Here is a 26,974-nt window from a genome sequence, read left to right as displayed (position 1 = left end):
CGCCGAGGTGGGGGAGGCGGCGCCGGCGGCCGTCACCGCCGCGCTCGACGGGACGCTGCCGGTGGCCGAGCACGTCGTCGCGCGGGCGGCGGCGCCCGCCGGCCTGGACCTGCAGCTGCACCCGGCCCTGCGCTGACCACCGGTCCCGCCACCGGCCGGCGCCCTGCTGGGCCCGGCCGGCGCGGACCCGTCAGTCGGGACCCGGCCGGTCCCCGTCGGAGCGGCGCCGGTCGAACACGCCGGTGACGCCGAGCGCGACGCCCAGCGCGATGCCGAGGGACAGGTTGTCGAGTGCCGTCCCGATCCCGGCGCCGAGCGCGAGCCCCAACGCGATCCCGATGCCCAGGCTCGAACCGTTCCGGTCCGCCATACGTCATCCGCTCCTCGGGTGATCCGTGCTCAGCCGAGCTGCGGCGCGACCTGCGACGCGATGAGCTCGACCTGGTCGATGTCGGCGAGGTCGAGCAGCTGCAGGTAGATGCGGGTGATCCCGGTCTTCTCCCGCCACTCGCCGAGTCGGTCGACCACCTCGGCCGGGCTCCCGGCGATCCCGTTGGCGCGCAGCTCGTCGACCTCGCGCCCGATCGTCAGGGCGCGGCGGGCGACCTCGTCGTCGTCGCGCCCGACCGCGATGACCAGCGCCACGGAGCGCACCAGCTCGCCCGGGTCACGGCCGATGGCCCGGCAGGCCGCGTCGACCCGCTCGAACTGCTCGCTCACGACCTGCATGGACGAGAAGCCGACGTTGAACTCGGTGGCGAACCGCGCGGCCAGCTCGGGCGTGCGCTTCTTGCCGTGCCCGCCGACGATCACCGGCGGGTGCGGCTGCTGGACGGGCTTGGGCAGGGCGGGCGAGTCGGTGAGCGTGTAGTGCTTGCCCGCGAAGGAGTACCGCTCCCCCGGCAGCGTGCCCCACAGCCCCGTGATGATCTCCAGCTGCTCGGTGAGCCGGTCGAACCGCTCGCCCAGGCCGGGGAACGGGATCCCGTAGGCGGTGTGCTCGGCCTCGAACCAGCCGGCGCCCAGGCCCAGCTCGGCGCGCCCGCCGGACATCTGGTCCACCTGGGCCACGGCGACCGCGAGCGGGCCGGGCAGCCGGAACGTCGCCGAGTTCACCAGCGTGCCGAGCCGGATGCGGGACGTCTCGCGGGCCAGCCCGGCGAGCGTCAGCCAGGCGTCGGTCGGGCCGGGCTCCCCGGAGACCTCACCCATCTTGAGGAAGTGGTCGGACCGGAAGAAGGCGTCATAGCCCGCCGCCTCCGCGGCCCGGGCGACGCGCAGCAGGTCGTCGTAGCTGGCCCCCTGCTGGGGCTCGGTGAAGATCCGCAGGTCCACGGCCGTCAACGCTAGTCGGACGACTGGCGCGCCGCCGCGCGGGGCGGTAGAAATCCGATCATGCCGTGGACCCTCGACGCGATGCCCGACCAGTCCGGCCGCACCGTGCTCGTCACCGGCGCGACATCCGGGCTCGGCCTCGCCTCGGCCGTGGCACTCGCGCGGGCCGGGGCGACCGTGCTGCTCACGGCCCGGGACGTCGCTCGCGGACGGGCCGCGCTGGAGCGGGTGCGCGCCGCAGGCGGATCCGCTGCCCAGCTGGTGGACCTCGACCTCGCCGACCTGGAGTCGGTCCGCAAGGCCGCCGCAGACGTCCGCGCGCGCACCGGCGACCGGCTGCACCTGCTGATGAACAACGCCGGCGTGATGGGCACCCCGCCCGCGGTCACCGTCGACGGCTTCGAGCTGCAGATCGGCACCAACCACCTGGGCCACGCCGCGCTCACCTGGCTGCTGATGCCCGCGCTGCGGACGGCGGGCGCGGCCCGCGTCGTCACGCTGTCCAGCCTCGCCCACCGGGGCCCCGGGCTGGACGTCGACGACCTGCACTTCGCCCGGCGTCCGTACCTCGCCGCGCGGGCCTACAGCCAGTCGAAGCTCGCCAACCTGCTGTTCGCCGCCGAGCTCGACCGGCGGCTGCGGGCGGCGGGCGACGACGTGATCTCGGTGGCGGCGCACCCGGGGCTCACCGACACCGAGCTGCTGGCCAACTCGATGCGCCGCCGCAGCGGGGCGTGGCTCGCAGGAGCGGCCGCGGCCGTCAACCGGCTCGCGACGCAGCCGCTGCGGATCGGCGTGCTGCCGCAGCTCTACGCGGCGACGGCGCCGCAGGTCCGCGGCGGCGACTACATCGGTCCGGGCCGGCTCGCCGAGACCCGCGGGTACCCCGCCCCGGCCAGGCGGAGCGCGGCAGCCCAGGATGTCGAACTGGCCCGGCGGCTGTGGGATGTGACGGCCGCCGCGACGTCGGTCCAACCCGACCCGGCGTGAATGCCGCGGCGTAGCCTGGGCGACGTGACGATCGCACCCGAAGGTCGCAAGCTCCTGCGCCTGGAGGTCCGCAACAGCGAGACCCCGATCGAGCGCAAGCCGCCGTGGATCCGGACCAAGGCCCGCACCGGGCCGCAGTACACCGAGCTGAAGTCGCTGGTGCGCTCCGGCGGCCTGCACACGGTGTGCGAGGAGGCCGGCTGCCCCAACATCTACGAGTGTTGGGAGGACCGTGAGGCCACGTTCCTCATCGGCGGGGAGCAGTGCACCCGCCGCTGCGACTTCTGCCAGATCGACACGGGCAAGCCCGCCGAGCTCGACCGCGACGAGCCGCGCCGGGTCGCGGAGTCGGTGCACACGATGGGCCTGCGCTACTCCACCGTCACCGGCGTGGCGCGCGACGACCTGCCCGACGGCGGGGCGTGGCTGTACGCCGAGACCGTGCGGCAGATCCACGCGCTCAACCCGGGCACTGGCGTGGAGCTGCTGATCCCCGACTTCAACTCCCGCGACGACCAGCTCGCCGAGGTCTTCGGGTCCAGCCCGGAGGTGCTCGCGCACAACTTGGAGACGGTGCCGCGGATCTTCAAGCGGATCCGGCCCGCGTTCCGCTACGAGCGCTCGCTCGAGGTGATCACGAAGGCCCGCGCCGCCGGGCTGGTCACGAAGTCGAACCTGATCCTGGGCATGGGCGAGACCCCCGAGGAGGTCACCGCCGCGCTGCGCGACCTGCACGAGGCCGGCTGCGAGATCATCACGATCACGCAGTACCTGCGCCCCTCGGCCCGCCACCACCCGGTGGAGCGGTGGGTCAAGCCCGAGGAGTTCGTCGAGCACGCCCAGGCGGCCGAGGAGATCGGCTTCGCCGGGGTGATGGCCGGGCCGCTGGTCCGCTCGTCCTACCGGGCCGGGCGGCTGTACGCCCAGACCGTGCGCAAGCGCGGTGAGGAGCTCCCCGAGGGCCTGGAGCACCTGGGCACCGAGGGCGCCGCCGCGCAGGAGGCGAGCTCGCTGCTGGCGCGGTAGCCGCAAGCGGGTGAAGCGGCGCGGCGAGGGGTAACACGCTCTTCACGCGCTGCGACCGTCCCCACACCTGGAGGTGGGGAGGGACCGTGAACCGCAATCTGGTCGTCTGCTTCGACGGCACGCGCAACGAGCCGGAGACCGGACGCACGAACGTCGTGCGCCTCTACCAGGTGGCGGTGAAGGACGATCATCAGATCGTCTACTACGACCCGGGCGTCGGGACCATGGGCGCCCGCAGCGCGACGACCCGGGTGGGCCGCTCCCTCACCCGGGTCGCGGGCCTCGTCCTCGGCCACGGCGTCCGGGAGAACGTGGAGGAGGCCTACGCCTTCCTCATGCGCACCTACCGGCCGGGCGACCGCATCTTCGTCTTCGGGTTCAGCCGGGGTGCCTACACCGCACGCGCGCTCGCCGGGATGCTCCGGACCGTCGGCCTGCTGCGCGCAGGCGCGGACAACCTGGTTCCGTACGCCCTGAAGCTGTACGCCCGGAGCGGGGAGCGGGATGCGAGCCCGGACGAGGAGAAGGCGTTCTGGCGCCCGCGCGCCGAGTTCGCCGACAGCTTCGGCAACCCGGCGTTCCCCGGCCGGTTCGAGCCGCAGATCGAGTTCCTCGGGGTGTGGGACACCGTCAAGTCCGTCGGCTGGCTCAACTGGCGGGCACAGCTCGAGCAGGCGCGGTGGCCGTTCACGCGCAAGCTCCCGAACGTGCGCGTGGGGCGGCACGCGCTCGCAATCGACGAGCGGCGGCGCCCGTACCGGGAGTACCGCTTCGACCAGGAGGATCCGGCGCGAGCCGATGGGCGCCTGCGGGAGATGTGGTTCGCCGGCGTCCACAGCGACGTCGGGGGCACCTTCCCGGACGACCATCGGCTGTCCGACATCGCCCTCCGGTGGATGCTCGACGAGGCGGCCGCGGCGGGTCTCGTCATCGACGCCGACGCCTACGAGCGGCACGTCGGGGTGCGGCCGGGCGAGGAGCTGCCGCCGGACCGCGCGTTGGGTCGCATTCATCGGAACCGATCGGTGTGGGGCGTCCTGGGCTGGCACCGCCGCCGGGTCCTGGAGCCCGACGAGATCCACCCGAGCGTCCGGGAGCGCATCGAGGCGACTCGGGGCGACGACCGGCCGTACCGGCCCGCCGTCCCCGCTCCCCCGGTCGCGGCGACACCGGAGGTGTCGCGATGAGCGAGCGCCGGCGAGCGAATCATCAACACAGCGCCCGCGCGAAGCGCCGGCCGAGCACCCGGGGGACGGCAGCCGGCGGAGCCTGCGGAGCCGGCGGGGTGGGTAAGCACAGCGAGGCCGTGCGATGAGCGAGCGTCAGCGAGCGAATCAGTGTCACAGCGCCCGCGCGAAGCGCCGGCCGAGCGCCAGCGAGGCCGTGCGATGAGTCGCGAGCGGTTCGGACCGTGGGGCGAGGGCGTCGCCGACGACGTCCTCGCCGGTGCCCTCGCCGCGGTGGGGGTGGCGGCCGCCGTCGCGCCCGAGATGCTCCGCCACGACCGCCCCGCGAGCGAGCTCACCGACCGGCTCCGCGCGGCGCTGCCCGGCCGCGAGCCGGGGGCCGCGCTGCCGTGGCGCGATCCGCAGCTGGTCGCGACGTGGGACCCGGCCACCACCTCCGCGGCGGCGACCTGGGCCTCGGTCTGGCCCGAGGTCGGGACGTCCTGGCCGGTGCGGTTCGCGCTGGAGCTGCGGCCGGACGAGCCGTCGGCGGAGTGGCTGACGGCCACGCTCGCCCGGCCCCCGGTGTACGCGAGCTCCTTCGTCGTGCTGGAGCGCGCCGCCGCCGCTGCACCGTGGCGCTTCCCGCTGCGGATCGGCGTCCTCGACCGGGCGCTGCGCGACGGCCTGGTCCACCGGTTCGCCGGGTCGGCGTGGCGGGCGCGACTGATCGAGCCGGTCGTCCTCGGCCGCGAGCGCGTGACGTGCGACCTGCTGGCCCTCACCGACCGCCCCGACGACGTCCTCGACGTCCTGCGCGGCATCCGGGAGGTGCGTGCAGGGGCTGTGCTCGACATGCGCGGGATCGATGCATGGGACCGCGACCTCGCCGAGGACCTGGTCGCCGCCACCGGCGCGTGGGCCGTCGGGTTCTCCGACGTCCCGGACGAGGCGGCCTGGCTGGTCGAGCTCACCCGCGAGCTGTCGCACAACCTCTCGCTGGACCAGGCGTTCACCCGGACGACCGCCCGGTGGGGCGGCGTGCTCGCGGCCCGCGCCGACGTGGTCGGCGAGCAGCGGATGGCCCGCCGCGCCCGGTCGGTCGCCGACGCGCTGCGCGGGGTCGTCCCCTCGCTCCTGCCGCACCCCGAGGTCGACGAGCTCACGTCCCGGTTCGAGTCCATCGCGGCGGGCGACGTCTTCGAGAGCGAGGAGGGCGAGGCGAGCGAGGCCGTCGAGCTGGAGCGACGCGCCGCGCCGCTGCTCGAGGAGGCGCCCGTGGCCCGCAGGCTGCAGGCCCGCATCACCACGGCGGAGGACCCGGAGACGGCGCTGACGGGGTTCCACCCCGCCACCGAGCACCGGGTCGCGGTGCGCATCGCGGCCGGCGGCGCGGACTGGCTCACGTCCGCGGCGCCCTTCCCGGAGGACCGGCTGCCGCCGACGGGGCCGCACCGGCTCACCGTCGTGCTCACCGAACCGCACCTGCTCGCCCGCCCGGTCACCCGGGAGATCGAGCTGCCCGTCGACGGCCCGAGCACCGTGGCCGTGTTCCCGCTCGTCACCCGGTCCGACACGGTCCGCGTCGACGCCAGGATCATCGTCCTGTCGGGCAACCGCGTGCTGCAGACGGCCCGGCTGCCGCAGACCGTCGCCACGCCCGGCGGGCAGCGGTGGGGCCGGGACCCCGTGGCCCGGTTCGCACGGCGCAGCGTCGCGCACGTGGAGACGGTCGTCGCCCCGCCCGCGGGGGACCTCGCCGACCGGCGGACCTTCGACGCCGCGTTCGTCGTCGACACGGGCGCGGGCGGCGCGATCACGGCGGTCGCCGGCACCGCGACCGCGACCGTGCAGCTCGACGACGTCACGCTCGCCTCCGCGGTGCAGAAGATCACCAAACGGCTCGCCGAGATCGCCGACCGGCCGGGTGACTTCGCCGCTCTCGACGACCCGGGCACCGTCGAGCTGCTGGGCTTCCTGGCCACCCGGGGGGCCCTGATGCGTGACGTGCTGGTGAAGGACACGCACCTCGCTCAGGTCCTCTCGGGGTCGCGCTACCTGCAGATCGTGTCGGCGAAGGCCGACGCGTTCTTCCCGTTCGAACTCGCCTACGACTTCCCGCCGCCGGATCCGAACCTCCCCCTCACGCTCTGTCCCGAGGCGCGGGCCGCGCTGACCGCCGACGACCTGGAGGCCGGATGCCCCGGCGCGCACGGGCCGGGCACCGTGTGCCCGCTGGGCTTCTGGGGGCTCACCCGGGTGATCGAGCGGCACGCGTTCCAGCCGGAGACGCAGGTGTCCGGGGCGTTCCTGCTGCGCGGACGACCCACCCGGGACCGCAACCGCATCCCGCTCGGTCCGGCCGTCCTCGCGGCCAGCGACAAGGTCGACGATTTCGCGGCCGGCTCGATCGACCGCGTCGTGACGTCGCTGAAGATGGCGGGGGGCGACCCGCGCCGCGTGGCCGTGTGGGAGGACTGGCCCGCGGCGGTGGCGACCCGCCCGGCGCTGCTGATGCTGCTGCCGCACACGGTCTTCCACGACGGGCACGAGGTGTTCGGCCTCGAGATCGGCAGCGGGGCGCGGCGGTGGGCTGCGCAGCTCATCGACGGCTTCGTCCCGCAGGACCGGCCGGTGATCGTGACGCTGCTCGGCTGCGAGACCGCCCGCGCGGGCGAGGTGGGGTACGAGTTCTTCCCCGGCATCCTCCGCCGGGCCGGGGCCGAGGTGGTGATCGCCACGCTCACCGAGGTGCTCGGGCGTCACGCCGCGCCCGTCGCCGAGCGGTTCGTGCAGGAGCTCTACACGTTCTGCGCCGACGAGCCGCACGGCATCGGCGAGGTCATGGTCCGCCTCCGGCGCAGGCTGCTCGCCGACGGGGTGCCGATGGTGCTCGCCCTCGCCGTCTTCGGTGACGCCGACTGGCTCGTGACGGGAGCGGCGCCGTGACGTCCACGTTCACGATCGAGCTGCTGCCCGCCCGGCACGGTGACGCGCTCTGGATCGAGTACGGCGACCCGCGGCGCCCGCATCGCATCCTCGTCGACGGCGGCCCGCGCAGCACGGTGACGCGTACCGCGATCGAGGGGCTCGTCGCCGAGCGCGGGAGCGACGTCGAGTTGCTCGTCGTCTCGCACATCGACGCCGACCACATCACGGGCGTGCTCGGCCTGCTCGAGAACCGGGCGATCGGGCTGCGTCCGCGCGAGGTCTGGTTCAACGGGTGGGAGCACCTGCCCGCCGACCTCCTGGGCGCGAAGCAGGGCGAGCGGCTGGGCGCGGCGATCGTCGCCCGTGGCCTGCCGTGGAACACCGACTTCGCCGGCACGGCGGTCGTGCTGCCCGACGACGGCCCGCTGCCCGTGGTGGACCTGCCCGGCGGCATGCGGCTCACGCTGCTGTCGCCGACCCGGCGCGCCCTCGCCGACCTGCGTCCGGTCTGGAAGAAGGAGGTCGAGAAGGCCGGCCTGGTGCCGGGCGCCGCGGCCGAGGAGGAGCGGGCCCGCCAGCCCGACCTGCTGGGCGCGGGGGCCCTCGACCCGGAGGCGCTCGCCGGCGAGGCGTTCGAGGAGGACGGTTCCGCGGCGAACGGCTCCAGCATCGCGTTCCTCGCCGAGTTCGATGGCCGCAGTCTCCTGCTGACCGGCGATGCGCACGCCGGCGTCCTCGCCGACGGGCTGCGCAGGCTCGCGGCCGAGCGCGGGGTCGCGACCGTCCCCGTCGACGCGTTCAAGCTGCCCCACCACGGCTCGCGGCACAACCTCAGCGCCGAGCTCCTCGACCTCGTGGACTGCCGTCGCTTCCTGTTCTCGACGAGCGGCCACGTGTTCGGTCACCCCGACCGCGTCACGGTCTCGCGGATCGTCACGTCGCGGGACGACACGGTCCTCGAGTGCAACTACCGGTCGGAGTTCACCGAACCATGGGAGTCGGCGCGCATGCGGCGGCGGTTCCGCTACGACATCCGCTTCCCCGACCGCCCCGAGCCGTGGCTGCTTGCCGCACTCTGATGGGCCGGCCCGTATCCTGGCCGTATGGCCGGTGGGAAGCCCGACAAGGCAGCGAAGCAGGAAGCCAAGCGCGCGAAGCGCGAGGCGGCGAAGGCGCGCCGTAGGCAGATCTTCGAGGCGTTCAAGATGCAGCGCCGCGAGGACAAGGCGCTCATCCCGTGGATGCTCGGCGTCTTCCTGCTGTCGGTGGTCGTGGTCTTCGGCATCGGGTTGATCTTCGACATCCACTGGATCCTGCTGCCGGTGGGCATCGCGATCGGGGCGCTCGCCGCGGTGAGCGTGTTCGGCCGCCGCGTGCAGCGGTCGGTGTACACCAAGGCCGACGGCCAGCCGGGCGCCGCCGGCTGGGCGCTGGACAACATGAAGGGCCAATGGCGCGTCACACCGGGCGTCGCCGGCACCACCCACCTCGATGCCGTGCACCGCGTGATCGGCCGCCCCGGCATCGTCCTCGTCGCCGAGGGCGCGCCGCACCGCGTGAAGGGCCTGCTGGCGCAGGAGAAGAAGCGCACCGCCCGAGTGGTCGGCTCGCTGCCGATCTACGACGTCATCGTCGGCAACGAGGAGGGCCAGGTGCCGCTGTCCAAACTGCAGCGCCACCTCATGAAGCTCCCCCGCAACATCGACCGCGCGCAGATGGAGTCCGTCGAGGCGAAGCTCGCCGCGCTGGGCTCCCGCGCCGCCGCGATGCCGAAGGGCCCGATGCCCGCCGGCGCGAAGATGCGCAGCGTCCAGCGCACGGTCCGCCGGCGCTGAGCGGCCGCCTCCGCGCTGTCCCCACCCACGACCGACCGCCGGTGCCGCCGGCCGGCAGGCGCCACTATTCGGCCAGCGCCACCGCCAGCCGCGTGACGAGCTCCTCCGGCGCGGCCACGCCGGGGTCGGTCAGGTAGGTCTCGGTCACCGGTCCGCGGGCCTCGTGGCCGTGCTCGCGCACGTGCTCGAGCAGCGCGGCGTAGGCAAGCGGCAGCTGCGGGTACGGCCCCACGTGCAGCGTGCTCGCCCACGGCCCGGCCGGGAGCACGACGTCCCCGTCGGGTGTGGGCACCCCGACGGTCACCGGGAACTCCTCGGTCAGGTCGAGCGGGAACACCGCCACGAGGGGCTCGCGCCCCGGTACGCCGCCCGACCGCAGTGCTGCCCGGCACAGCGCCGCGGTGCCGGTGTCGAGGGCGTCGGCGCGGACCGGCCCGCGCACCCCGCCGAGGCGTCGCGCCGCCCGCTCGGCCACCACCACGTCGTAGCGCACCCGCTCGGGCGAGCGCAGCAGTCCCTCCAGCGACCGCAGCACCTGCTCCCGATGCGCCAGCTCGGCGCGCATCCGGTCGCGCTGCTGCGCGAGCACGGCCGCCACCGCCTCGTCGTCGTCCGCGGCGAGGACGTCGCGCACCACGGGCAGCGGCACGTCGAGGCCCCGCAGCAGCGCGATCGTGGTGGCGGTGCGCATCTGGTCGGCCCGGTAGTACCGGTAGCCCGAATGCGGGTCCACCTCGGCGGGGACCAGCAGGCCTTCGGCGGCGTAGTGCCGCACGGCCTTGACCGTGAGCCGGGAGAGGCGCGCGAACGCGCCGATCGGCATGAGCCCGCCCGTCATCCCACCGGCACCTGCAGGACGGTCCGCAGCTCGGCGGGCGGCGTCGAGCCCGGGTCGGTGAGGTAGATCTCGGTGTGCGGCCCTGCCGGGACCAGCCCCTGCTCGGTGACGAACGCGTACAGCGCCGCGAGCGACGGCCCTCGTCGGCGTAGGGGCCGTGGTGCAGCAGCCGCGCCACCCGTTGCGCGGCCGGCACGCGCAGGTGCACCGGGGCGCCGAACCGCGCCGCTGCGGTGGCGACGGCGTCCGCCCGGGCGTGCGGCGGGGCGGGGACGAGCAGCCGCCACCGCCAGCCGTGCGGGGCGTGCAGGTCGAACCGCAGCGGGTCGTCGCCGGACTGGTAGCTGCCCTCCAGCGGCACGTCCTCGTGCGCTCCGAGCGCGGCGCGCACGGCGAACAGGGCGCGGACGGCCGCGCCGAACGACGGGTGTTCCGGGGCGCCCGTTCCGTCGGCGGTGAGGACCCTGCGGGCGGGCACGTCGGCGAGGGCGGGGGTGAGTGTGTCGAGCGTCATGGGGTCGATGTCCATGACCGGAACGCTCCGCTCTCCCCCACGGGGAGGGTCAAGCCCGGGTGCGGACGACGACCGTGCGGGTGGCCCGGTCGTGCCAGCCGCGCCCGTCGGCGTCACGGACGAGCGGGGGCACGATGAGCGCGATCAGGGCCGTGCGCAGCAGCGCCCGCGGCACCCCGATGACCGACGCCGACCCGAGCGACGCCACCCGGATGCCCAGCACCGTCATGCCCGCGCTGGCCCCGAACACCGCGACGGGCACGGCCGTGAGCAGGAACCAGACCCCGAGCACGGTCCAGGAGAAGTTGGGTCGACCCAGCGCGTCCGGGCCGGTGAGCAGCAGCGCGATCAGGTAGCCGAGCATCCAGTCGACGGCGAGTGCCGCGAAGCGCCTGCCCAGGCCCGCCACCGAGCTGACGCCCTCGGCGGGCAGACCCAGCCGTTCGCCGGGGTGGTCCTGCGGGTCGCCCCCGCCCACCGGGGCCGCTCCGGGCATCCACGACTCGATCCAGCGGGCCATGACGTCAGCTTATGCCGCGCATGGGCGATGCCCTCGGGCCGCGGGCCCGTTAACCTCTGTGAAACGGACGAGTGACGACCGGGCAACACGACCGCCATACCGTCGCTGCCAAGCCACGTGACGGATCTAAGGAGTCAACGCGCGTGTTCAGCAACTCCGACGAGGTACTGAAGTACATCGCCGACGAGCAGGTCGAGTACGTCGACATCCGCTTCTGCGACCTGCCCGGCGTGATGCAGCACCTCACCATCCCCGCGTCCACGTTCGACCAGGACCTGCTGGACAACGGCGTCGCGTTCGACGGCTCGTCGGTCCGCGGGTTCCAGGCGATCAACGAGTCGGACATGGCGCTGTTCCCGGACGCCGCCACCGCGCGGCTCGACCCGTTCCGCAAGCACAAGACGCTCAACCTGAACTTCTTCGTGCACGACCCGATCACGGGCGAGCCCTACAGCCGTGACCCGCGCAACGTCGCCCGCAAGGCCGAGGAGTACCTGGCCGCGTCCGGCGTGGCCGACACGTGCTTCTTCGGTGCGGAGGCCGAGTTCTACATCTTCGACTCGGTGAAGTTCGGGTCGGACCCGCACCAGCAGTACCACCACATCGACTCGGTCGAGGGCTGGTGGAACACCGGGCGCGACGAGGCAGGCGGCAACCTGGGCTACAAGGTGCCGTTCAAGGGCGGGTACTTCCCGGTGCCGCCGGTGGACCACTACGCCGACCTGCGCGACGACATGGCCACCAACCTGACCAACAGCGGGTTCAAGCTCGAGCGGGGCCACCACGAGGTGGGCACCGCGGGCCAGGCCGAGATCAACTACCGGTTCAACACGCTGCTGCACTCGGCCGACGACGTCATGCTGTTCAAGTACATCGTCAAGAACACCGCGTGGCACGCCGGCAAGACCGTCACCTTCATGCCGAAGCCCCTGTTCGGCGACAACGGCTCGGGCATGCACGCCCACCAGTCGCTGTGGAAGGACGGCCAGCCGCTGTTCCACGACGAGACCGGCTACGGCGGCCTGTCCGACCTGGCCCGCTACTACATCGGCGGCCTGCTGCACCACGCGCCGAGCCTGCTGGCGTTCACCAACCCGACGGTGAACTCCTACCACCGCCTGGTGCCCGGCTTCGAGGCCCCGGTCAACCTCGTCTACTCGGCGCGCAACCGCTCGGCCTGCATCCGGATCCCGCTCACGGGCAACAACCCGAAGGCCAAGCGCCTCGAGTTCCGCTGCCCCGACTCCTCGGGCAACCCGTACCTCGCGTTCTCCGCGATGATGATGGCCGGTCTCGACGGCATCAAGAACAAGATCGAGCCGCCCGCCCCGATCGACAAGGACCTGTACGAGCTGCCGCCGGAGGAGGCCAAGGACATCGCGCAGGTCCCGGGCAGCCTCGACGCCGTGATCGACCGCCTCGAGGCCGACCACGACTACCTGCTCGAGGGTGGCGTGTTCACCCCCGACCTGATCGAGACGTGGATCGACTACAAGCGGGAGACCGAGATCGACCCGCTGCGGCTGCGCCCGCACCCGTACGAGTTCGCGCTGTACTACGACGTGTGATCCACACCCGTCGCTGACCTGGTCGGCAACCTCGGAAACGACGGTTGACCTGCGGAAATGCCTTCCGGCGTCTCACAGCGTCAATCGCCGTTTTTCGGTCTCATGTGCCCCCGATGTGCCCCCGCAGGTCTCATGTGGACGGTGGTGTCGGCTCCGCCGCCGCCCCCCCGGAGGCAGCGGCGGTGGTCGTAGCCCACGCGGAGGTTGCGGCCATCGCCGTGCCCGTGACCGCGGTCACGGAGCGACCTGCGCACCCACTGCCGGGTCCTGCGCATCCTCACCGAGCGCAACGCCCAAGCCGACGGCGTGGAGTACGTCGACCCCCTCGGCGTGGTACGCACCGACCACGCCCGCACCGTCATCGTCGCCAGCTACACCTTCGAGACCGTCCGGCTCCTGCTGCTCTCCGGCGGGCTGGGGAATGCGACCGGCCAGCTCGGCAAGCACTTCATGGTCAAACAGTGGGGCGACGTGTACGCCCACTTCCCCGACACCGTCTTCAACGCCCACACCGGCCCCGCCGCCCAGATGGTCACCCTCGACGACTTCAACGCCGCCGACTTCGACTGCGTGGCCAACGGCTTCGTCGGCGGGGCCAGCCTCAACGTCGAGAACCAGCAGCTGCCGCTGCAGATCGCCCGCGACCCGGTGCCTCCCGACGTCGCCGCCTGGAGGCGCCCCTACCAGGAGCACCTCCGCCGCTGGCCGCACATCATGGCAGTGCGCATCCAGCCCGACTCACTGTCCTACACCACCGACCACCTCGACCTCGACCCTCGCTACCGCGACCGGAGCGGGCTCGGCATCCCGGTGCTGCGGGTCACCACCGACATGCGCCCGAACGAGCACCGGCTCCAGGACCACATGCAGCAACAGTGCACCCGGATCCTCGAGCGCATGGGGGCCGTCCAGACGTGGAACGGGCCGCGTTTCCGGGGCGTCGCCAGCAGCCACGACCTCGGCGGCGCCCGGATGGGCGACGATCCGCGCAGCTCGGTGGTGAGCCGAGACCTGCAGGTGCACGACACCCCGGGCCCTGTACGTGTTCAGCGGCGCCACCTTCCCCACCTGCACCGGGATCAACCCGCACCTGACCCTCATGGCCATCACCGCCCGAGCCACCGAGCAGCTGATCCACGGCCTTCTCGGTGATCGGCCGTCGAGGAGATACGTCGCACCGGTCACCGGTCCGAGGTGATCTTCGCCGGCCGGCCGCACGGCCGCCCGGCGCCACTTCGACGCCATGACCCGACGGCGGGCCTCACTCAGCCGCGGTCCCCCGCGTCGCCGTCTCCTGATGCCACGACCGGTCCAGCAGCGTGCACGGCGACTCCCGCGGCGGCGAGCACGTCGGCCATCCCCGCGGGGAGCTCGCCGTCGCTCACCAGGATGTCGACCGCGTCGAGCGGGGCGAGCCGGACCGGGGCCGAGACGGTGAACTTGGAGCGCTCGGCGAGGAGGACGACCCGGTCCGCGACGTCGATCAGGGCCTGTTTCGTCGGCCGTTCGAGATCGGTCGCGACGTAGATCCCGCGCTCGTTCACCGCGGCGGCCCCGAGGAACACGACCTCGGCGTGGAGCCCGGACAGTGCCTCGATCGTGAGCGCTCCGACGAGCGCCTGGCTGTCGGCCAGGAGCTCACCACCGAGCCCGATCACCCGCGCGTCCGGCCGGTGCAGCATGTGCTGCAGCACCGGGACGGAGTGAGTGATCACGCACCCGCGGAAGTCGTCGGGAAGTGTGGCGGCGAGCTCGAACGCGGTCGTGCCGGCGTCGATGGCGATCGTCGCACCCGACCCGACCAGCTCCACGGCCTGCCGCGCGACCCGCCGCTTCGCCTCCCGCTCGTGCTCGGCCCTGCTGGCGAAATCGGCGGTGCGCAGGGTGCCGTGCGGCAGGCTGGCCCCGCCGTGCACGACCCGCAGCTCCCCGGCCTTCGCCAGCTGCTTCAGGTCGCGGCGCACCGTCATGTCCGAGACACCGAGCTCGCCGGTCAGGTAGGTCACCGACACGAACCCGGCCGCCTGCAGCCGCCGCATGATCTCTTCCCGGCGTGCGGCGCCTCCCCGCACGCCCGTGGCAGGCAGCCCGGTCTCGGTCATCGCAGAGCACCTTCCAACAGGGGGTGTTGAGTTTCCAACATTTCGTGTTTACTACCCACCAACGTAGCAGCGCGAGGTCCGGAGGGTCCATGGCGTCGAGGCACACACCGAGCATCGTCTTCGTCGGTGCGGTGACGCTGGACGCGATCGCGCTCGTCGATCACTTTCCCCAGGTCGACGAGCGTCAGATCGCCCGCGCGGTCCGCTATGCGGGCGGCGGTCCCGCCGCGACCGCCGCGGTGGCCGCGGCCCGGCTCGGCGTGCCGGCAGCGCTGGTCGGCGTGGTGGGTGCGGACGGTGAGGGCGAGCAGATCCTCGCCGCGCTGCGGGCCGAGGGCGTCGACGTCTCGGGGGTGCAGGTCGTGCCCGACCGCGCGTCCGGAGCGAGCGTCGTGATCGTCGACGCGGGTCGGGGTACGCGGGCGATCTGCACCCGCCCGGTGCCGCCGCTGGTCATCCCGGCCGCGGGCCGCGCCGCCGAGCTGCTTGCGGACGCCGCGTGGGTGCACGTGGACCACCTGGGCTGGCAGCCGGTGGAGGACTGGATCGCTTCGGCCGCCGGGCCGTCCCGCCCGCGGATCTCGGTCGATGCCGGGAACCCCATCGCGGGCTTCCGCCCGGTCGGGGTCGCCCTGTACGTCCCGACCGTCGAGGCGCTGGTACGCGCCTACGGCGATCTCGCGGTCGACGATCTGCTCGACGCGGCGCTGCGGGATGGCGCCGACACCGTCGTGGCCACCCGGGGCGGCGCTGGCTCGGTCGCGGCCACCGCCGACGGGACGCGGGTCGAGGCACCCGGCCACCCGGTCCGGGTGGTCAGCACCCTCGGTGCCGGGGACGTTTTCCACGGTGCGCTGCTCGCCGCCGTCGCCCACGGCATGCCCCTGCAGGCCTGCCTGCACTACGCCAACGTGGCCGCCGCCCTGTCCTGCCGGGGCCTCGACGGCCGGTCCGCCATTCCCACCCACCGCGAGGTGCTGGCCGCCGTGCCCGTCGCAAGCACCTCGTCCGCTCGATCCGAGGAGATCTCGTGAGTTCTGGACCCGTGGCCCCCGCTCCGGCCCTGTCCGCCCTGCAGCGCCCGTCCGGCGGCTACGCCATGCTGGCCGTGGACCAGCGCGAGGCGATGCGTGCCATGTTCGCCGAGCACCAGGCCGAGCCCGTCGGCGACGAGCAGGTCATGGCGTTCAAGCTGGCGGCCACCCGGATCCTCACCCCGTACGCGTCGGCGGTCCTCGTCGACCGGCAGTTCGCCTTCGACCGGGTCGTCGAGGAGTCGGCCGTGGCGCCCGGCTGTGGTCTCATCGCCGCCGCCGACCACTTCATCTCCGCACACGGCGAGCTCGTCGGCGAGGTCGAGATCGACCGGGCCGTCGACCCGCTCCGGGTGAGGCAGCAGGGCGCCGTGGCGATGAAGCTCCTCGTGCTGTACCGCCCGGACGGCGGGGCGCAGCAGCGCATCGCGATGGTCGAGGAGTTCGTGGAGCGCTGCCGCGGCGCTGGCCTGCTCAGCATCGTCGAGCCGGTCTCGCGCGCCCCGCTGGGCGGCGGCGGCTGGGACTGGGACGCCGGCGTGCTCGCGGCCGCCGAGGAGCTGGGGTCCCGCGGCGCCGACCTGTACAAGGCCGAGGTGCCGCTGCGCGGCCAGGGCGACCCGGAGGAGATCCGCAGGCGCTGTGCGCAGATCACGGCGGCCGTCGACTCGCCGTGGGTCGTGCTCTCCTCCGGTGTTCTGCAGGACGTGTTCCCGTCCGCCGTGGAGCTGGCCTGCTCCGCGGGTGCTTCCGGGTTCCTCGCCGGGCGCGCCGTGTGGGCGTCGTGCATCGGCGCGGGAGACGTCGAGCAGGAACTGCGGGAGTCCGCGGTCGCCCGGTTGCAGCGGCTGTGCGACGTCGTCGACGCGGCGGTCGCGAAGTGAGCGCCCCGGTGCGTCGAGCCGTCGTCATCGCCACCGCGCGGCCGACGTTCGTCGTGGATGTCGCCCGGCAGCGGGCCGACGCGGCCCGCGCCCTGCTGGCCGAGCTGGGCGCCGAGGTCACCGGCCCCGACGAGCTGGTGATGACGGCCGACGACGTCGAGAAGGCTGCGACGTACCTGGACGGCGCCGCCGACCTGGTGGTGAACGTCTGCGCCTCCTTCTCCGACGCCAACCCCGCCCTGCGGCTCTACCGCGACCTGGACCGGCCCGTGCTCCTGTGGTCGTTCCGCGAGCCGGGCCCGGTCGGGGACCGGCTGTGGCTCAACTCCCTGTGCGGTGCCAACCTCTTCGGGCACGCGCTGGTCCGCGCCGGCGGGCAGGTCCGGCTCGTCTACGGCGATCCGGACGAGCGCCACGTCGCCGACGCACTGCGCGCCGCGCTGGCGGGTGAGCTGCCGCCGGCTCCGGAGCTGCCGGACCGCCGTCGTGCCCGCGGCGATCGGGAACGAGCCCGTGCGGCGGTCGACTCGCTGCGCGGCAAGCGGATCGGCGCGATCGGGGACGCCCCGCCCGGCTTCACCCCGAGCGAGTTCGATCCGCAGCTGCTGGAGTCGCTGTTCGGCCTGACCGTCGAGCCGCTGACGGTCGAGGAGATCTTCGACCGGGTGCGGTCGGTGGGGGACGGGGACCGCGACCGCGAGCTCGCGGAGGCCACCGCCCGGCAATCGAGCCTCGACGACCTCGATCGCGACGTCGTCGGCCGGCACGCCGCGGTCACCTCGGCCCTGCGGGACTGGTCGGTCCACGATGCACTGTCCGCGGTCGCCGTGCGCTGCTGGCCGGAGTTCCCGACCGAGATGGGCGTGTGCCCCTGCTCCTCCCTGTCCCGGCTGGCCGACGAAGGCGTTCCGACGCAGTGCGAACGCGACGTCCACGGCGCGGTGACGATGCTCCTGCTCGAGGCTCTCGGGTCCGGCACGACGTACCTCGTGGACACCGTCGAGCTCGACGCCGAGCAGAACGTGGTGCGGCTGTGGCACTGCGGCTCGGCGGCCACCGAGCTCGCCGCCGACCCGGCCCGGGCCACCCAGTTCGTGCACTGCAACCGCAAGATCGGGGTCGCCGGGAACTTCCCGCTGCGGCCCGGTCGCGTGGTGATGGCCCGGCTGACCGAGGACATGTCGGGTGCGGGGAGCAGCGGCCTGCGCCTGCTCATCGCTTCCGGCGAGTCCCTGCCCGCCGTCAACCGCTTCCAGGGCAACACCGCCGACGTGCGTCTGGACGCCGACGCCACGACCTTCGTCCACGGTCTCGTCACCGGCGGTTTCCCGCACCACACGGTCCTCGCCTGGACCGACGTCCGCCCGGAGCTTCGGGCGGCCGCCGACCTCCTCGGAATCCCCGTCACCGAGTGGTGACCCCCAGCCGTCGTTCAAGGGAGAACAGACCATGATCGGAAATGCAGCGAGCCGTCAGCCGATCAACCGGCGGCGCCTGCTCCAGCTCCTCGGGCTCACCGGGCTGGCCGCCACCGCGGCGTGCGCCGGCCCCGGCTCCGGCGGCGGTGCAGGAGGCGGTGCAGAGGTCGACCCCATTCCGGCCGGACCCGTCGAGGGCGAGATCTCGTTCGCCCACTGGCGCGCGGAGGACCAGAAGGTCTTCGAGGACCTGATCGCCCGGTTCGTCGGGGAGCACGCCGGGGTGAGCGTCCGCCAGGACATCGCCCCGTCCAACGACTACCAGAGCACCGCGCTGCAACGGATCCGCGGGGGCGCGGTCGGAGACGTGTTCACCGCCTTCCGCGGTGCGCAGTTCACCGACATGGTCAGCGCGGGCCTGTTCTCCGACCTGTCCGGGCTGCCGGTCGTCGGCAACTACGCCCCGGCGCTCATCGAGCCCGGCGCGGCCGACGGGAAGCAGTACGGCCTGCCCTACCAGCTCGTGTTCAACATGCCGGTGTCGAACCTCGACGTGCTCGAGTCGGTGGGCGTGACCGAGCAGCCGAAGGACTGGGACGGTTTCCTCGCGTTCTGCGAGGCCGTGCTCGGCAAGGGGCTGGTACCGATGGCCTGGCCCGGCGGCGAGCCGGGCAACGCCGGGCAGCTGTTCAACTCGATGGTCATGAACAACGCGCCGTCGCCCGACATGTGCACGAAGATCGAGTCGGGCGAGTACAAGTGCACCGACGACTGGTTCGTGCGCACCCTCGAGCAGTACGCCCAGCTGCGGCCCTACGTGCAGCCGAACGCCACCGGCACCGCGGTGGAGCCCGCCCAGCAGCTGTTCGCGACGGGACAGGCCGCCCTGCTGGCCACCGGGTCCTACCACATCGCGGCGGTGCGCGCCCTCGGTGCGGAGTTCCCCGTCGGGCTGCTGTCGCCGATCACCACCTCCGCGGCCGAGGCGACCTACGAGGGCATTCACAACGCCACCTTCATCCTCGGCGTCAACACCGCGTCGGACGTCCGCCCCGCCGCACTGGCGTTCGTCGAGTTCCTCAGCGACCCCGCCAACGCGGCCGTCTACGCCAACGGGACGGGCCAGCACCTAACGGTGAAGGGCGTCACCTACGAGAACCCCGACCTGGCGGCGACGGCGGACTGGCTGGACCGCAAGACGCTGCTCGCCCCGCGGTTCCAGTTCACCGACCTCGACATCCGCAACGCCGTCGAGAACTCGTGCATCCAGGTGATCGGCGGGACCGAGCCCCGCAAGGCCGCCGAGGACGCCCAGCGCATCGTCGACCAGCGCGTCGGCAACTGACCCCGCACCCCCAGGAGTCCCCGTGACCACCACAGTGGAACCAGGGAAGGCCCACGCGCTGCCCCGGGTCCTGCGCGGCCGAAGGCGGCGCCGGGGCGCCACCCGCGCCCACCCGGCGCTCCTGCTCTTCCCCCTGCCGGCGCTCGTCATCTACGTGATCTTCTTCGCGATCCCCACCGTGCAGGCGGTGCAGTACGCGATCACGGACTGGGACGGCTTCAGCGCCACGTTCGAGAACGTCGGAATCGACAACTTCCGGCGCATCCTCACCGGCGACGACCTCTTCATGAACGCCCTGACGAACAACCTGAAGTTCATGTTGATCGTCGTCGTGTTCCAGACGCTCTTCGCCCTGTTGCTCGCCGTCTTCCTGGTGAAGAACTCGCGCGGCTCGGTGCTGCTGCGGGCGCTGTTCTTCTTCCCCACCATCCTGTCCTCGGTCTCGGTGGCCTTCATCTGGAAGTTCATCTACGACCCCAACTTCGGCCTGGGCAACCGGGTGCTCGACGGGGTCGGTCTGGACGGCATGCAGCTGTCGTATCTCGGCGACCCGGCAACCGCGATCTACTGGGTCGCGGTCACCCAGGTCTGGTTCCACGCCGGCCAGATGATGGTGATCTTCGTGGCCGGCCTGCAGGCCGTCCCCGCGGAGCTGTACGAGGCCGCCGAGATGGACGGCGCGGGCAAGTGGACGCAGTTCCGGCACATCACCTGGCCGATGATCGCCCCCGCGACGGCGATCGTCGTCGCCTACACCACGATCCAGTCGTTCAAGGCGTTCGACCTGATCCTGGGCCTGGGTGGGAACCCGCCGAAGTTCTCGATGGACATCCTGTCGACCCGGATCTACACGTCGTTCGCGAACTCCGAGTTCGGCTACGCCGCCGCCGAGTCGCTCGTGTTCATGGCGGTCATCGCGGCGATCGTCGTCGCCCAGCGCCGCGTCCTCAAGCTCACGCAGAAAGACGTCTGAGGGGCCTCTCATGCGCTTCAACCCGACCCGCGGCATCATCCTGGCGGTCTACGCCGTCCTCATCGTCGTGCCGCTGACCGTGGTCGTCTTCGGGACGTTCAAGACCACACCGGAGCTGTTCGACTCGCCGTTCGGGCTCCCGTCGTCGTTCTCCCTGCAGAACTACGACATCGTGCTGAACGAGCAGAACCTCGACCGCGCATTCCTCAACAGCGTGCTGGTCACCTGCGCGTCCGTCGCGCTGACACTGTTCCTGGCCAGCCTCGCGGCCTACGGAATCGCCCGGACACCGGGCTGGAAGGGCTGGCTGATCTTCGGATTCCTGGTGCTCGGGATGTCGGTCCCGGCGCAGGCGAACATGATCCCCCAGTACGTCCTGTTCGACCAGCTCGGGCTGCTCGACAGCCGGATCGGTCTCGTGGTGATCAACGTGGTCGTCGGGATGCCGGTTGCGGTCTTCATCCTCGGCGGTTTCATGAAGACGCTGCCGCGGGAGGCCTACGAGGCCAGCGCGGTCGACGGTGCCGGCCCGTGGCGGACCTACCGCTCGGTCATCATGCCGATGTCGCTGCCCTCGGTGGCCGCGACCGCGATCTTCCTGTTCGTCATCCAGTGGAACGACCTGCTCTACCCGCTGCTGTTCATCCGGTCCCCGGAGCTCAAGACGCTGCCGGTGGCGCTGCTGGACTTCCAGGGCGAGTTCCTCACCGACTACCCGCTGCTGTTCACCGGCGTGGTGATCGCCTCACTGCCGATCGTCCTGACCTACGTGCTGCTGCAGCGCTACTTCGTGGCCGGGATGACCTCCGGGGCGGTGAAGGGGTGAGCGAGCTTGCGAGCGAATCATCGACGCAGAGCGCCTACGTCCTCCGGCACGTCACCGACGTCCACGAGCACGGCGAGGAGGTCCGGATCAGCGTTCGGGCGCTGCCGGCGGTGCAGCTGCCGGGCACCCCGGGCTGGCTCACCGGGGAGCCGTTGCGCGAGCAGGGCGTCGAGGTGGAGATGCCGAACCTGCCGCGCGAACTCGCACTGCCGAACGTCGAGGACGAGCCGTTCGAGGTACGCATCAGCCTGGCCGGGCCGCGCACCGCGCGCATCGTCATCGCACGCCCGGACGCCCGCGTGCACCACGAGGACGCCACGTGGCTCGGCATCGTCACCGACCCGCGGCCCGATGCGGCGAAGCTGCACGTCGAGCAGAACGAGGCGGGCGTGAGCGTCACGGGGCCGGAGATCCGGGTCCACGTCGGGACCCACCCGTTCGCGCTCCGCGTGGAGAACCTGCGCAGCGGACGGACGGTGCTGCGCACCGCCGAGCGACTGCGACAGGTCGCGGGCTTCCCGATGGCTCCGCCGGTGCTCGCCGACGACCGCGGCACCACCCTGCATCTCGAGCTGGACACCGACGAGGACGTGCTGGGCTTCGGTGAGCAGTTCGGCCGGCTGGTCAAGAACGGCCAACAGCTGGTCCTGCGCGTCGAGGACGCCCTGGGCACCGGCACCGGCATGGCCTACAAGCCGGTCCCGGTCTGGCATTCCGGCCTCGGCTACACCGGCTTCCTCAACACCGGCGCCACGGTGACGGCGGACGTCGGCCACACCCGGCCCAGCGTGCTGGGGCTGAGTGTCGCCGACGAGGCGATCGACCTGTTCGTCACCGTGTCCGACGACCCGAAGGTGCGCCTGGCCGATCACACCGCGCTGACCGGGCGGGCCGCGCTCCCGCCGCTGTGGGCGTTCGGCTACTGGATGGGGCGCTGCCGCTACCACTCCCGCGAGGAGATGGAGGAGGTCGCCCGCGGCATGCGCGACCACGGCGTGCCGTGCGACGTGCTGCACCTGGACCCGGACTGGCTCGTCGTCGACCGGCTCAACACCGACTTCATCTGGAACACCGAGCGGTTCGGCGACCGGCGCGAGTTCGTCGCCGCACTGGAGAAGCTCGGATGCCGGCTCTCGGTGTGGGAGCTGCCCTACCTCGACCCGGCATCGCCGCGCTACGCGGAGGCGGAGGCGAACGGGTACCTCGTCCGGCGCTCCGACGGGTCGACCGCCGCCCACGTGCGCGGCACCCCCACCCCGGACGGGCGTCACCGCGCGCTGGTCGATTTCACCGACCCGGACGCGCGCGCGTGGTGGCAGGGGATGCACGAGCCGTTCCTCGACGACGGCGTGGCCGTGTTCAAGACCGACTTCGGGGAGGGTCTCCCCGACGACGTGGCCCTGGCCGACGGCACGCCGGCGAACCACGCGCACAACCTCTACCCGCTGCGCTACAACGGCGCGGTCAGCGACGTGATCGCCCGCCGGACCGGCCGCAACCCGCTGGTGTGGGGGCGCAGCGGCTGGGCCGGGTCGCAGCGCTACCCCGGTCAGTGGGGCGGCGACGCCGAGTCGACGGTCGCGGGAATGCAGGCGACCGTGCGCGGCGGATTGTCCTACGCCATGTCGGCCCCGGGCTTCTGGAGCCACGACATCGGCGGCTTCTTCGGACCAGAACTGACACCGGGCCTGTACGTGCGCTGGACGCAGCTGGGCGCGCTGTCCCCGCTGATGCGCGCGCACGGGCTGCGTCCGCGGGAGCCGTGGGAGTTCGGCGAGCGCGCGCTGGCCGTCGCCCGCGACTGGATCCGGCTGCGCTACTCGCTGCTCCCCCACCTGTGGCAGGTGGCCGCGGAGTCGGCTCGGGGCGGTTGGCCGGTGCTGCGTCCGCTCGCCCTGGAGTACCCCACCGACCCGGTGGCGCCCGGCCTGGACGGGCAGTTCCTCCTCGGCTCCGACCTGCTCGTCGTGCCGGTCTTCGACGACGGGCTCGACACCGTCACCCGCCGGTTCTACGTGCCCGCCGGCGACTGGGTGGACCTGCTCACCGGGGCCGCGTTCCACGGCCCGGCGTTCCACGAGGTGCAGGTGCCGCTGGAGCGGATCCCGCTGCTCGCACGGGTCGGCGCGGTGCTGCCGCGGGTCGAGGTCGGCGACGGCGTCCGGCGCACCGACGACCTCCTCGACGCCCCCTGGACGCTCCACGTGATCGGCGACGCGGACGGGTCGCACGAGCTGCTCGGCTTCGACGGCAGCACCACCCGCGTCGAGGTGGACGGCGACTCGGCCCGCGCGACGGGCGTGCAGCCGATCACGGGGACGGTCGTGCGGCATGGGTGCTGACCTGACCGAGCAGCTCGACCGGCTCACCGCGCTCGGCCGTGAGCTCGGCGTGTCCACCGTCGTACTGCGGGAGCAGGCGTCGCTGTCGTGGCTGCTCGGCTGCCGCTCGCACGTCCCGCAGACCCTCGACGCGGCCTGCTTCGACGTGGTGGTCGACCTGGTCGCCGCAACGCTCACCGTCGTGACGAACGCGATCGAGGCGCCGCGGCTGCGCGACACCGAACTGGCCGACGTCGACGCGGAATGGACCGTCGTGCCCTGGTGGGAGGCCCGGGACGCGGCCCTGCCGACCGGGCCCGCCGTCGCGGCGGACCGGCCGTACGCGGACGTCACGGGCGCGGGTCGGCAAATCGCGGCGCTGCGCCGCACGCTCACCGCGCACCAGGCCGCGCTGCTGCGCACGGTCTGCGCCGACGCCGCTGCCGCGACCACCGCCGCGGCGGGGCGGATCTCCCCCGGAACGACCGAGTACGCGGCCGCGGGCGTGCTCGCCGCCGAGCTGCTCGAGCGGGCGCTCGACCCCGTCGTGCTGCTCGTCGCGGGCGATGCCCGGATGGCGGCACACCGGCATCCGCTGCCCACGCCCGAGCCGCTCGGGCGCCGGGCGATGCTCGTCTGCTGCGCCCGCCGGCACGGTCTGATCGCGAGCGTCACCCGCACCGTCGTCTTCGATGGCGTGCACGCGCGCGAGCGCGCCGCGTATACGCGGCTGCTGCAGGTGGAGCGCGCGTTCCTCGACGCGACCGCCCCGGGCGCGCGACTCGGCGACGTCGTCGCCGCGGGCACCGCCGCCTACGCCGCCCACGGCTTCGACCCGCACGAGTGGCACCGCCACCACCAGGGCGGGTTCTCCGGGTGGCAACCCCGCGAGTACCCGGCCCACCCCGGATCGACCGACGTCGTCCCCGCCGGATCCGTCGTGGCTTGGAACCCCAGCGGCGACGGCGGAAAGGTCGAGGACACCTGCCTCGTCGGCCCGGACGGGCCGGTTCCCTTGGTCGACGACGGCGTCTGGCCCACCGTCACGGTCGGCGGCCGCCCCCGTCCGGACCTGCTCGAACGCCCCTGAACCCCGAACGCGGAGGAACTCGTGCTCATCGACGGCAGCTGGGAGACCCCGGACGCCTCCCTCGACGTCACCAACCCGGCCGACGGCTCGCCCGTCGGCGCGATCGGCTGGGGAACGCCCGCGGATGCCCGCCGGGCCGCCGACGCCGCCGCCCGCGCCTTCGACGCATGGGCGGCGACCACCGCCCGCACACGGGCGGACCTGCTGCTCGAGGCCGCCCGGCTCATCGGCGAACGCGCGGACACGATCGGACGGCTGCTCGCACGCGAGGCCGGCAAGCGGCTGCCCGAGGCCGTCGCCGAGGTGACCTTCTCGGCCGAGTACTTCCGCTGGTTCGCCGAGGAGGCCCGCCGCCCGCACGGGGACGTGCACACCGCGGAGGCGCCCGGGCGGCGGCACCTGACGCTCCGCCGCCCCGCAGGTGTCGTCGCCAGCCTCACGCCCTGGAACTTCCCGTGCTCGATCCAGGCCCGCAAGCTCGCCCCCGCGCTGGCGGCCGGGTGCACGGTGGTCGCGCGGGTCTCGGAGAAGGCGCCGCTGGCCGTCACCGAGATGATCCGCTGCCTCACCGACGCCGGTGTCCCGCGCGGCGTCGTCAACCTCGTCCACGGCCCGGCCCGCGAGACCACCCGGGAGCTGCTCGGCCACCCCGCCGTGCGCGTCGTCAGCTTCACCGGCTCCACCGAAGTCGGACGGGACATCATGGGCGCGGCCGCGGGGCGGGTGGTGCGCCCGCTGCTCGAGCTGGGTGGGAACGCCGCGTTCACCGTCTTCGACGACGCCGACCTCGATGCGGCCGTCGAGGGCGCGTTGCTGGCGAAGTTCCGCAACACCGGGCAGTCCTGCGTGGCCGCGAACCGGTTCCTCGTGCAGGACGGGGTGTACGACGAGTTCGTCGCGCGGCTGGTGGAGCGGGTGGACGCCATGAGCGTCGGCGACGGCCTCGCCGACCCCTGCCCCGACCTGGGGCCGGTCATCGACGAGGCCAGGGTGTCCGCGGTCGGCGGGGCCGTCGAGCAGGCCCGGGACAAGGGCGCACGCCTGCTCACCCGGGAGCGCGAGCTGCCGCGGACCGGCACCTACATCGCCCCGGCGCTGCTCGCCGACGTCCCGGACGGCACCGCGCTGGCGTGCGACGAGGTGTTCGGCCCGGTCGCCGGGGTCTTCCGGTTCTCCTCGGAGGAGGAGGCCGTCACGCTCGCCAACGCGACCGAGATGGGCCTGGCCGGCTACGTGTGGTCGCGCGACGCGAGCCGCTGCTGGCGCATGACCGAACGGCTCGAGGTCGGAATCCTCGGGATGAACGACCCGCTGCCGTCGGTGGCGTTCGCCCCCATGGGCGGGGTGAAGCAGTCCGGGCTCGGCCGCGAGGGCGCCGCACTGGGCCTCGAGGAGTTCCAGGACGTCCGCTACGTGGCCTGGCGGGAGCTGTCCGGACCCGCCCACCGTGGCTGATCCAGGAGTCGTCGGACTGGCCCTGATCGCCGTCGCCGTCCTCGTCGGGGCAGGCACGCAACGGATCACCGGGCTGGGCTTCGCGCTGGTCAGCGCGCCGTTCCTCGTGCTGCTCCTGGGCCCGTTCACCGGCGTGCTGCTCGCCAACGCACTCAGCCTCGTGAGCAACCTCGTCGTCCTGGCCCAGACCCGGCGGGCGGTCGAGACGCGCAGAGCGCTGCTGCTGGCGGTGCCCGCGCTGATCGCGATCGTGCCCGGCGCGTGGGTGGCCCGCACGCTCCCCGCACCGCTGCTGGCGATCACCGCAGGCGGCCTGGTCCTCGTCGCACTCATCGCGGTACTCGCCAGCGAACGCGCCCGCGTGCTGCGCGGCACCCCCGGCGCCGTCACCGCCGGGGTGATGTCCGGGTTCATGAACGTCACCGCCGGTGTCGGAGGGCCCGCGATCAGCCTGTACGCACTGTCCACCGGCTGGGCGCACCGCTCGTTCGTCGCCACCGTGCAGCTCTACTTCGTGCTGCTCAACGCGGCGTCCATCGCGGCGAAGGGTTGGCCGGACCTCTCCCCCGCCACGTGGGTCGTCGCCGGGGGCGCCCTCGCCCTCGGCGCCGCCGCCGGGCACCGCCTCGCCCGCCTCGTCCCCCCCGACCGCGCCCGGGCCCTCGTCGCCTTCCTCGCGATCCTCGGGTCCGCCGCGACGGTCGGGAAGGCGCTCGTCGAGCTGTAGCCGGGCTCGCGACGACCGGGAGTGATGTCGGCGAGCCGCCCCGGTGCCAGCACGCCGGCCTCGACAAGGGCGTAGC

The 26,974-nt window shown here is 73.1% G+C and carries 23 protein-coding genes; 18 read left to right on the top strand and 5 right to left on the bottom strand.

Features of this window, described 5'->3' with window-relative positions; all coding sequences use genetic code 11:
• Positions 1 to 190: 190 nt before the first annotated feature.
• Positions 191 to 370 (bottom strand): glycine zipper domain-containing protein, encoded by a 180-nt coding sequence (locus tag KME75_RS09765; protein WP_219414259.1) that lies wholly within the window; start codon positions 368 to 370, stop codon positions 191 to 193.
• Positions 371 to 399: 29 nt separating this feature from the next.
• Positions 400 to 1,335, bottom strand: a complete 936-nt coding sequence (locus tag KME75_RS09760) for an LLM class F420-dependent oxidoreductase (protein ID WP_219414258.1) — start codon at positions 1,333 to 1,335, stop codon at positions 400 to 402.
• A gap of 60 nt (positions 1,336 to 1,395) precedes the next feature.
• Here KME75_RS09760 and KME75_RS09755 point away from each other — a divergent pair, with 60 nt between their 5' ends.
• The 6 genes from KME75_RS09755 to KME75_RS09730 all read left to right on the top strand — a co-directional run bounded on the left by KME75_RS09755 (position 1,396) and on the right by KME75_RS09730 (position 9,283).
• Positions 1,396 to 2,325: an oxidoreductase gene (locus tag KME75_RS09755; protein WP_219414257.1), complete on the top strand. Its 930-nt coding sequence runs from the start codon at positions 1,396 to 1,398 to the stop codon at positions 2,323 to 2,325.
• A gap of 24 nt (positions 2,326 to 2,349) precedes the next feature.
• Entirely contained in the window at positions 2,350 to 3,351 is a 1,002-nt protein-coding gene (gene lipA / locus KME75_RS09750) for a lipoyl synthase (RefSeq protein WP_219414256.1), read from the top strand.
• Positions 3,352 to 3,437: 86 nt separating this feature from the next.
• Positions 3,438 to 4,538, top strand: a complete 1,101-nt coding sequence (locus KME75_RS09745) for a T6SS phospholipase effector Tle1-like catalytic domain-containing protein (RefSeq protein WP_219414255.1) — start codon at positions 3,438 to 3,440, stop codon at positions 4,536 to 4,538.
• A gap of 201 nt (positions 4,539 to 4,739) precedes the next feature.
• On the top strand, positions 4,740 to 7,466 hold the full coding sequence (locus KME75_RS09740) for a hypothetical protein (protein WP_219414254.1): 2,727 nt from the start codon (positions 4,740 to 4,742) through the stop codon (positions 7,464 to 7,466).
• A complete protein-coding gene (locus tag KME75_RS09735) occupies positions 7,463 to 8,527 on the top strand; it encodes a ComEC/Rec2 family competence protein (protein WP_219414253.1) in 1,065 nt (354 codons plus the stop codon). Before KME75_RS09740 ends, KME75_RS09735 begins: the two co-directional genes overlap by 4 nt.
• A gap of 24 nt (positions 8,528 to 8,551) precedes the next feature.
• A complete protein-coding gene (locus KME75_RS09730; RefSeq protein ID WP_219414252.1) occupies positions 8,552 to 9,283 on the top strand; it encodes a DUF4191 domain-containing protein in 732 nt (243 codons plus the stop codon).
• Between the two features lie 64 nt (positions 9,284 to 9,347).
• On the opposite strand, the gene KME75_RS09725 is transcribed toward KME75_RS09730, so the two are convergent.
• Complete coding sequence (locus tag KME75_RS09725; protein ID WP_219414251.1) at positions 9,348 to 10,121, bottom strand: MerR family transcriptional regulator; 774 nt, start codon at positions 10,119 to 10,121, stop codon at positions 9,348 to 9,350.
• 563 nt (positions 10,122 to 10,684) lie between these two features.
• Positions 10,685 to 11,155, bottom strand: a complete 471-nt coding sequence (locus tag KME75_RS09720; RefSeq protein ID WP_219414250.1) for an RDD family protein — start codon at positions 11,153 to 11,155, stop codon at positions 10,685 to 10,687.
• 143 nt (positions 11,156 to 11,298) lie between these two features.
• Here KME75_RS09720 and glnA point away from each other — a divergent pair, with 143 nt between their 5' ends.
• Together glnA and KME75_RS45745 are read left to right on the top strand one after the other, a co-directional pair.
• Positions 11,299 to 12,723 carry a type I glutamate--ammonia ligase gene (gene glnA, locus KME75_RS09715; protein ID WP_219414249.1) on the top strand — a complete coding sequence of 475 codons (1,425 nt, stop codon included), beginning with the start codon at positions 11,299 to 11,301 and terminating at the stop codon, positions 12,721 to 12,723.
• Between the two features lie 306 nt (positions 12,724 to 13,029).
• Positions 13,030 to 13,875, top strand: coding sequence for a GMC oxidoreductase (locus tag KME75_RS45745; RefSeq protein ID WP_219414248.1), 846 nt, complete (start codon positions 13,030 to 13,032; stop codon positions 13,873 to 13,875).
• 113 nt (positions 13,876 to 13,988) lie between these two features.
• On the opposite strand, the gene KME75_RS09705 is transcribed toward KME75_RS45745, so the two are convergent.
• Positions 13,989 to 14,825, bottom strand: a complete 837-nt coding sequence (locus KME75_RS09705; protein ID WP_219414247.1) for a DeoR/GlpR family DNA-binding transcription regulator — start codon at positions 14,823 to 14,825, stop codon at positions 13,989 to 13,991.
• An 89-nt stretch (positions 14,826 to 14,914) separates the two neighbouring features.
• Here KME75_RS09705 and KME75_RS09700 point away from each other — a divergent pair, with 89 nt between their 5' ends.
• From KME75_RS09700 to KME75_RS09655, 10 genes are read left to right on the top strand one after another with little or no spacing between them, the layout of a single operon-like run.
• Complete coding sequence (locus tag KME75_RS09700) at positions 14,915 to 15,859, top strand: carbohydrate kinase family protein (protein ID WP_219414246.1); 945 nt, start codon at positions 14,915 to 14,917, stop codon at positions 15,857 to 15,859.
• Positions 15,856 to 16,743, top strand: coding sequence for a hypothetical protein (locus KME75_RS09695; RefSeq protein WP_308282667.1), 888 nt, complete (start codon positions 15,856 to 15,858; stop codon positions 16,741 to 16,743). The genes KME75_RS09700 and KME75_RS09695 overlap by 4 nt, the downstream gene beginning before the upstream one ends.
• Positions 16,740 to 18,161 carry a hypothetical protein gene (locus tag KME75_RS09690; protein ID WP_219414245.1) on the top strand — a complete coding sequence of 474 codons (1,422 nt, stop codon included), beginning with the start codon at positions 16,740 to 16,742 and terminating at the stop codon, positions 18,159 to 18,161. Before KME75_RS09695 ends, KME75_RS09690 begins: the two co-directional genes overlap by 4 nt.
• Positions 18,162 to 18,192: 31 nt before the next feature.
• Positions 18,193 to 19,506 (top strand): ABC transporter substrate-binding protein, encoded by a 1,314-nt coding sequence (locus KME75_RS09685; RefSeq protein ID WP_219414244.1) that lies wholly within the window; start codon positions 18,193 to 18,195, stop codon positions 19,504 to 19,506.
• A gap of 22 nt (positions 19,507 to 19,528) precedes the next feature.
• Complete coding sequence (locus tag KME75_RS09680; RefSeq protein ID WP_219414243.1) at positions 19,529 to 20,479, top strand: carbohydrate ABC transporter permease; 951 nt, start codon at positions 19,529 to 19,531, stop codon at positions 20,477 to 20,479.
• Positions 20,480 to 20,489: 10 nt separating this feature from the next.
• Positions 20,490 to 21,305: a carbohydrate ABC transporter permease gene (locus KME75_RS09675; protein WP_219414242.1), complete on the top strand. Its 816-nt coding sequence runs from the start codon at positions 20,490 to 20,492 to the stop codon at positions 21,303 to 21,305.
• Entirely contained in the window at positions 21,302 to 23,647 is a 2,346-nt protein-coding gene (locus tag KME75_RS09670; protein WP_219414241.1) for a glycoside hydrolase family 31 protein, read from the top strand. The genes KME75_RS09675 and KME75_RS09670 overlap by 4 nt, the downstream gene beginning before the upstream one ends.
• Positions 23,637 to 24,716, top strand: a complete 1,080-nt coding sequence (locus KME75_RS09665; protein WP_219414240.1) for a M24 family metallopeptidase — start codon at positions 23,637 to 23,639, stop codon at positions 24,714 to 24,716. The genes KME75_RS09670 and KME75_RS09665 overlap by 11 nt, the downstream gene beginning before the upstream one ends.
• 21 nt (positions 24,717 to 24,737) lie before the next feature.
• Positions 24,738 to 26,171, top strand: coding sequence for an NAD-dependent succinate-semialdehyde dehydrogenase (locus KME75_RS09660; protein ID WP_219414239.1), 1,434 nt, complete (start codon positions 24,738 to 24,740; stop codon positions 26,169 to 26,171).
• Positions 26,164 to 26,898, top strand: coding sequence for a sulfite exporter TauE/SafE family protein (locus KME75_RS09655; RefSeq protein ID WP_219414238.1), 735 nt, complete (start codon positions 26,164 to 26,166; stop codon positions 26,896 to 26,898). The genes KME75_RS09660 and KME75_RS09655 overlap by 8 nt, the downstream gene beginning before the upstream one ends.
• Positions 26,899 to 26,974: the final 76 nt, after the last annotated feature.

The sequence above is a fragment of the Pseudonocardia nigra genome (genome assembly GCF_019396355.1).
Classification (GTDB): domain Bacteria; phylum Actinomycetota; class Actinomycetes; order Mycobacteriales; family Pseudonocardiaceae; genus Pseudonocardia; species Pseudonocardia nigra.
This window is presented reverse-complemented; position numbering and strand designations above follow the sequence as displayed.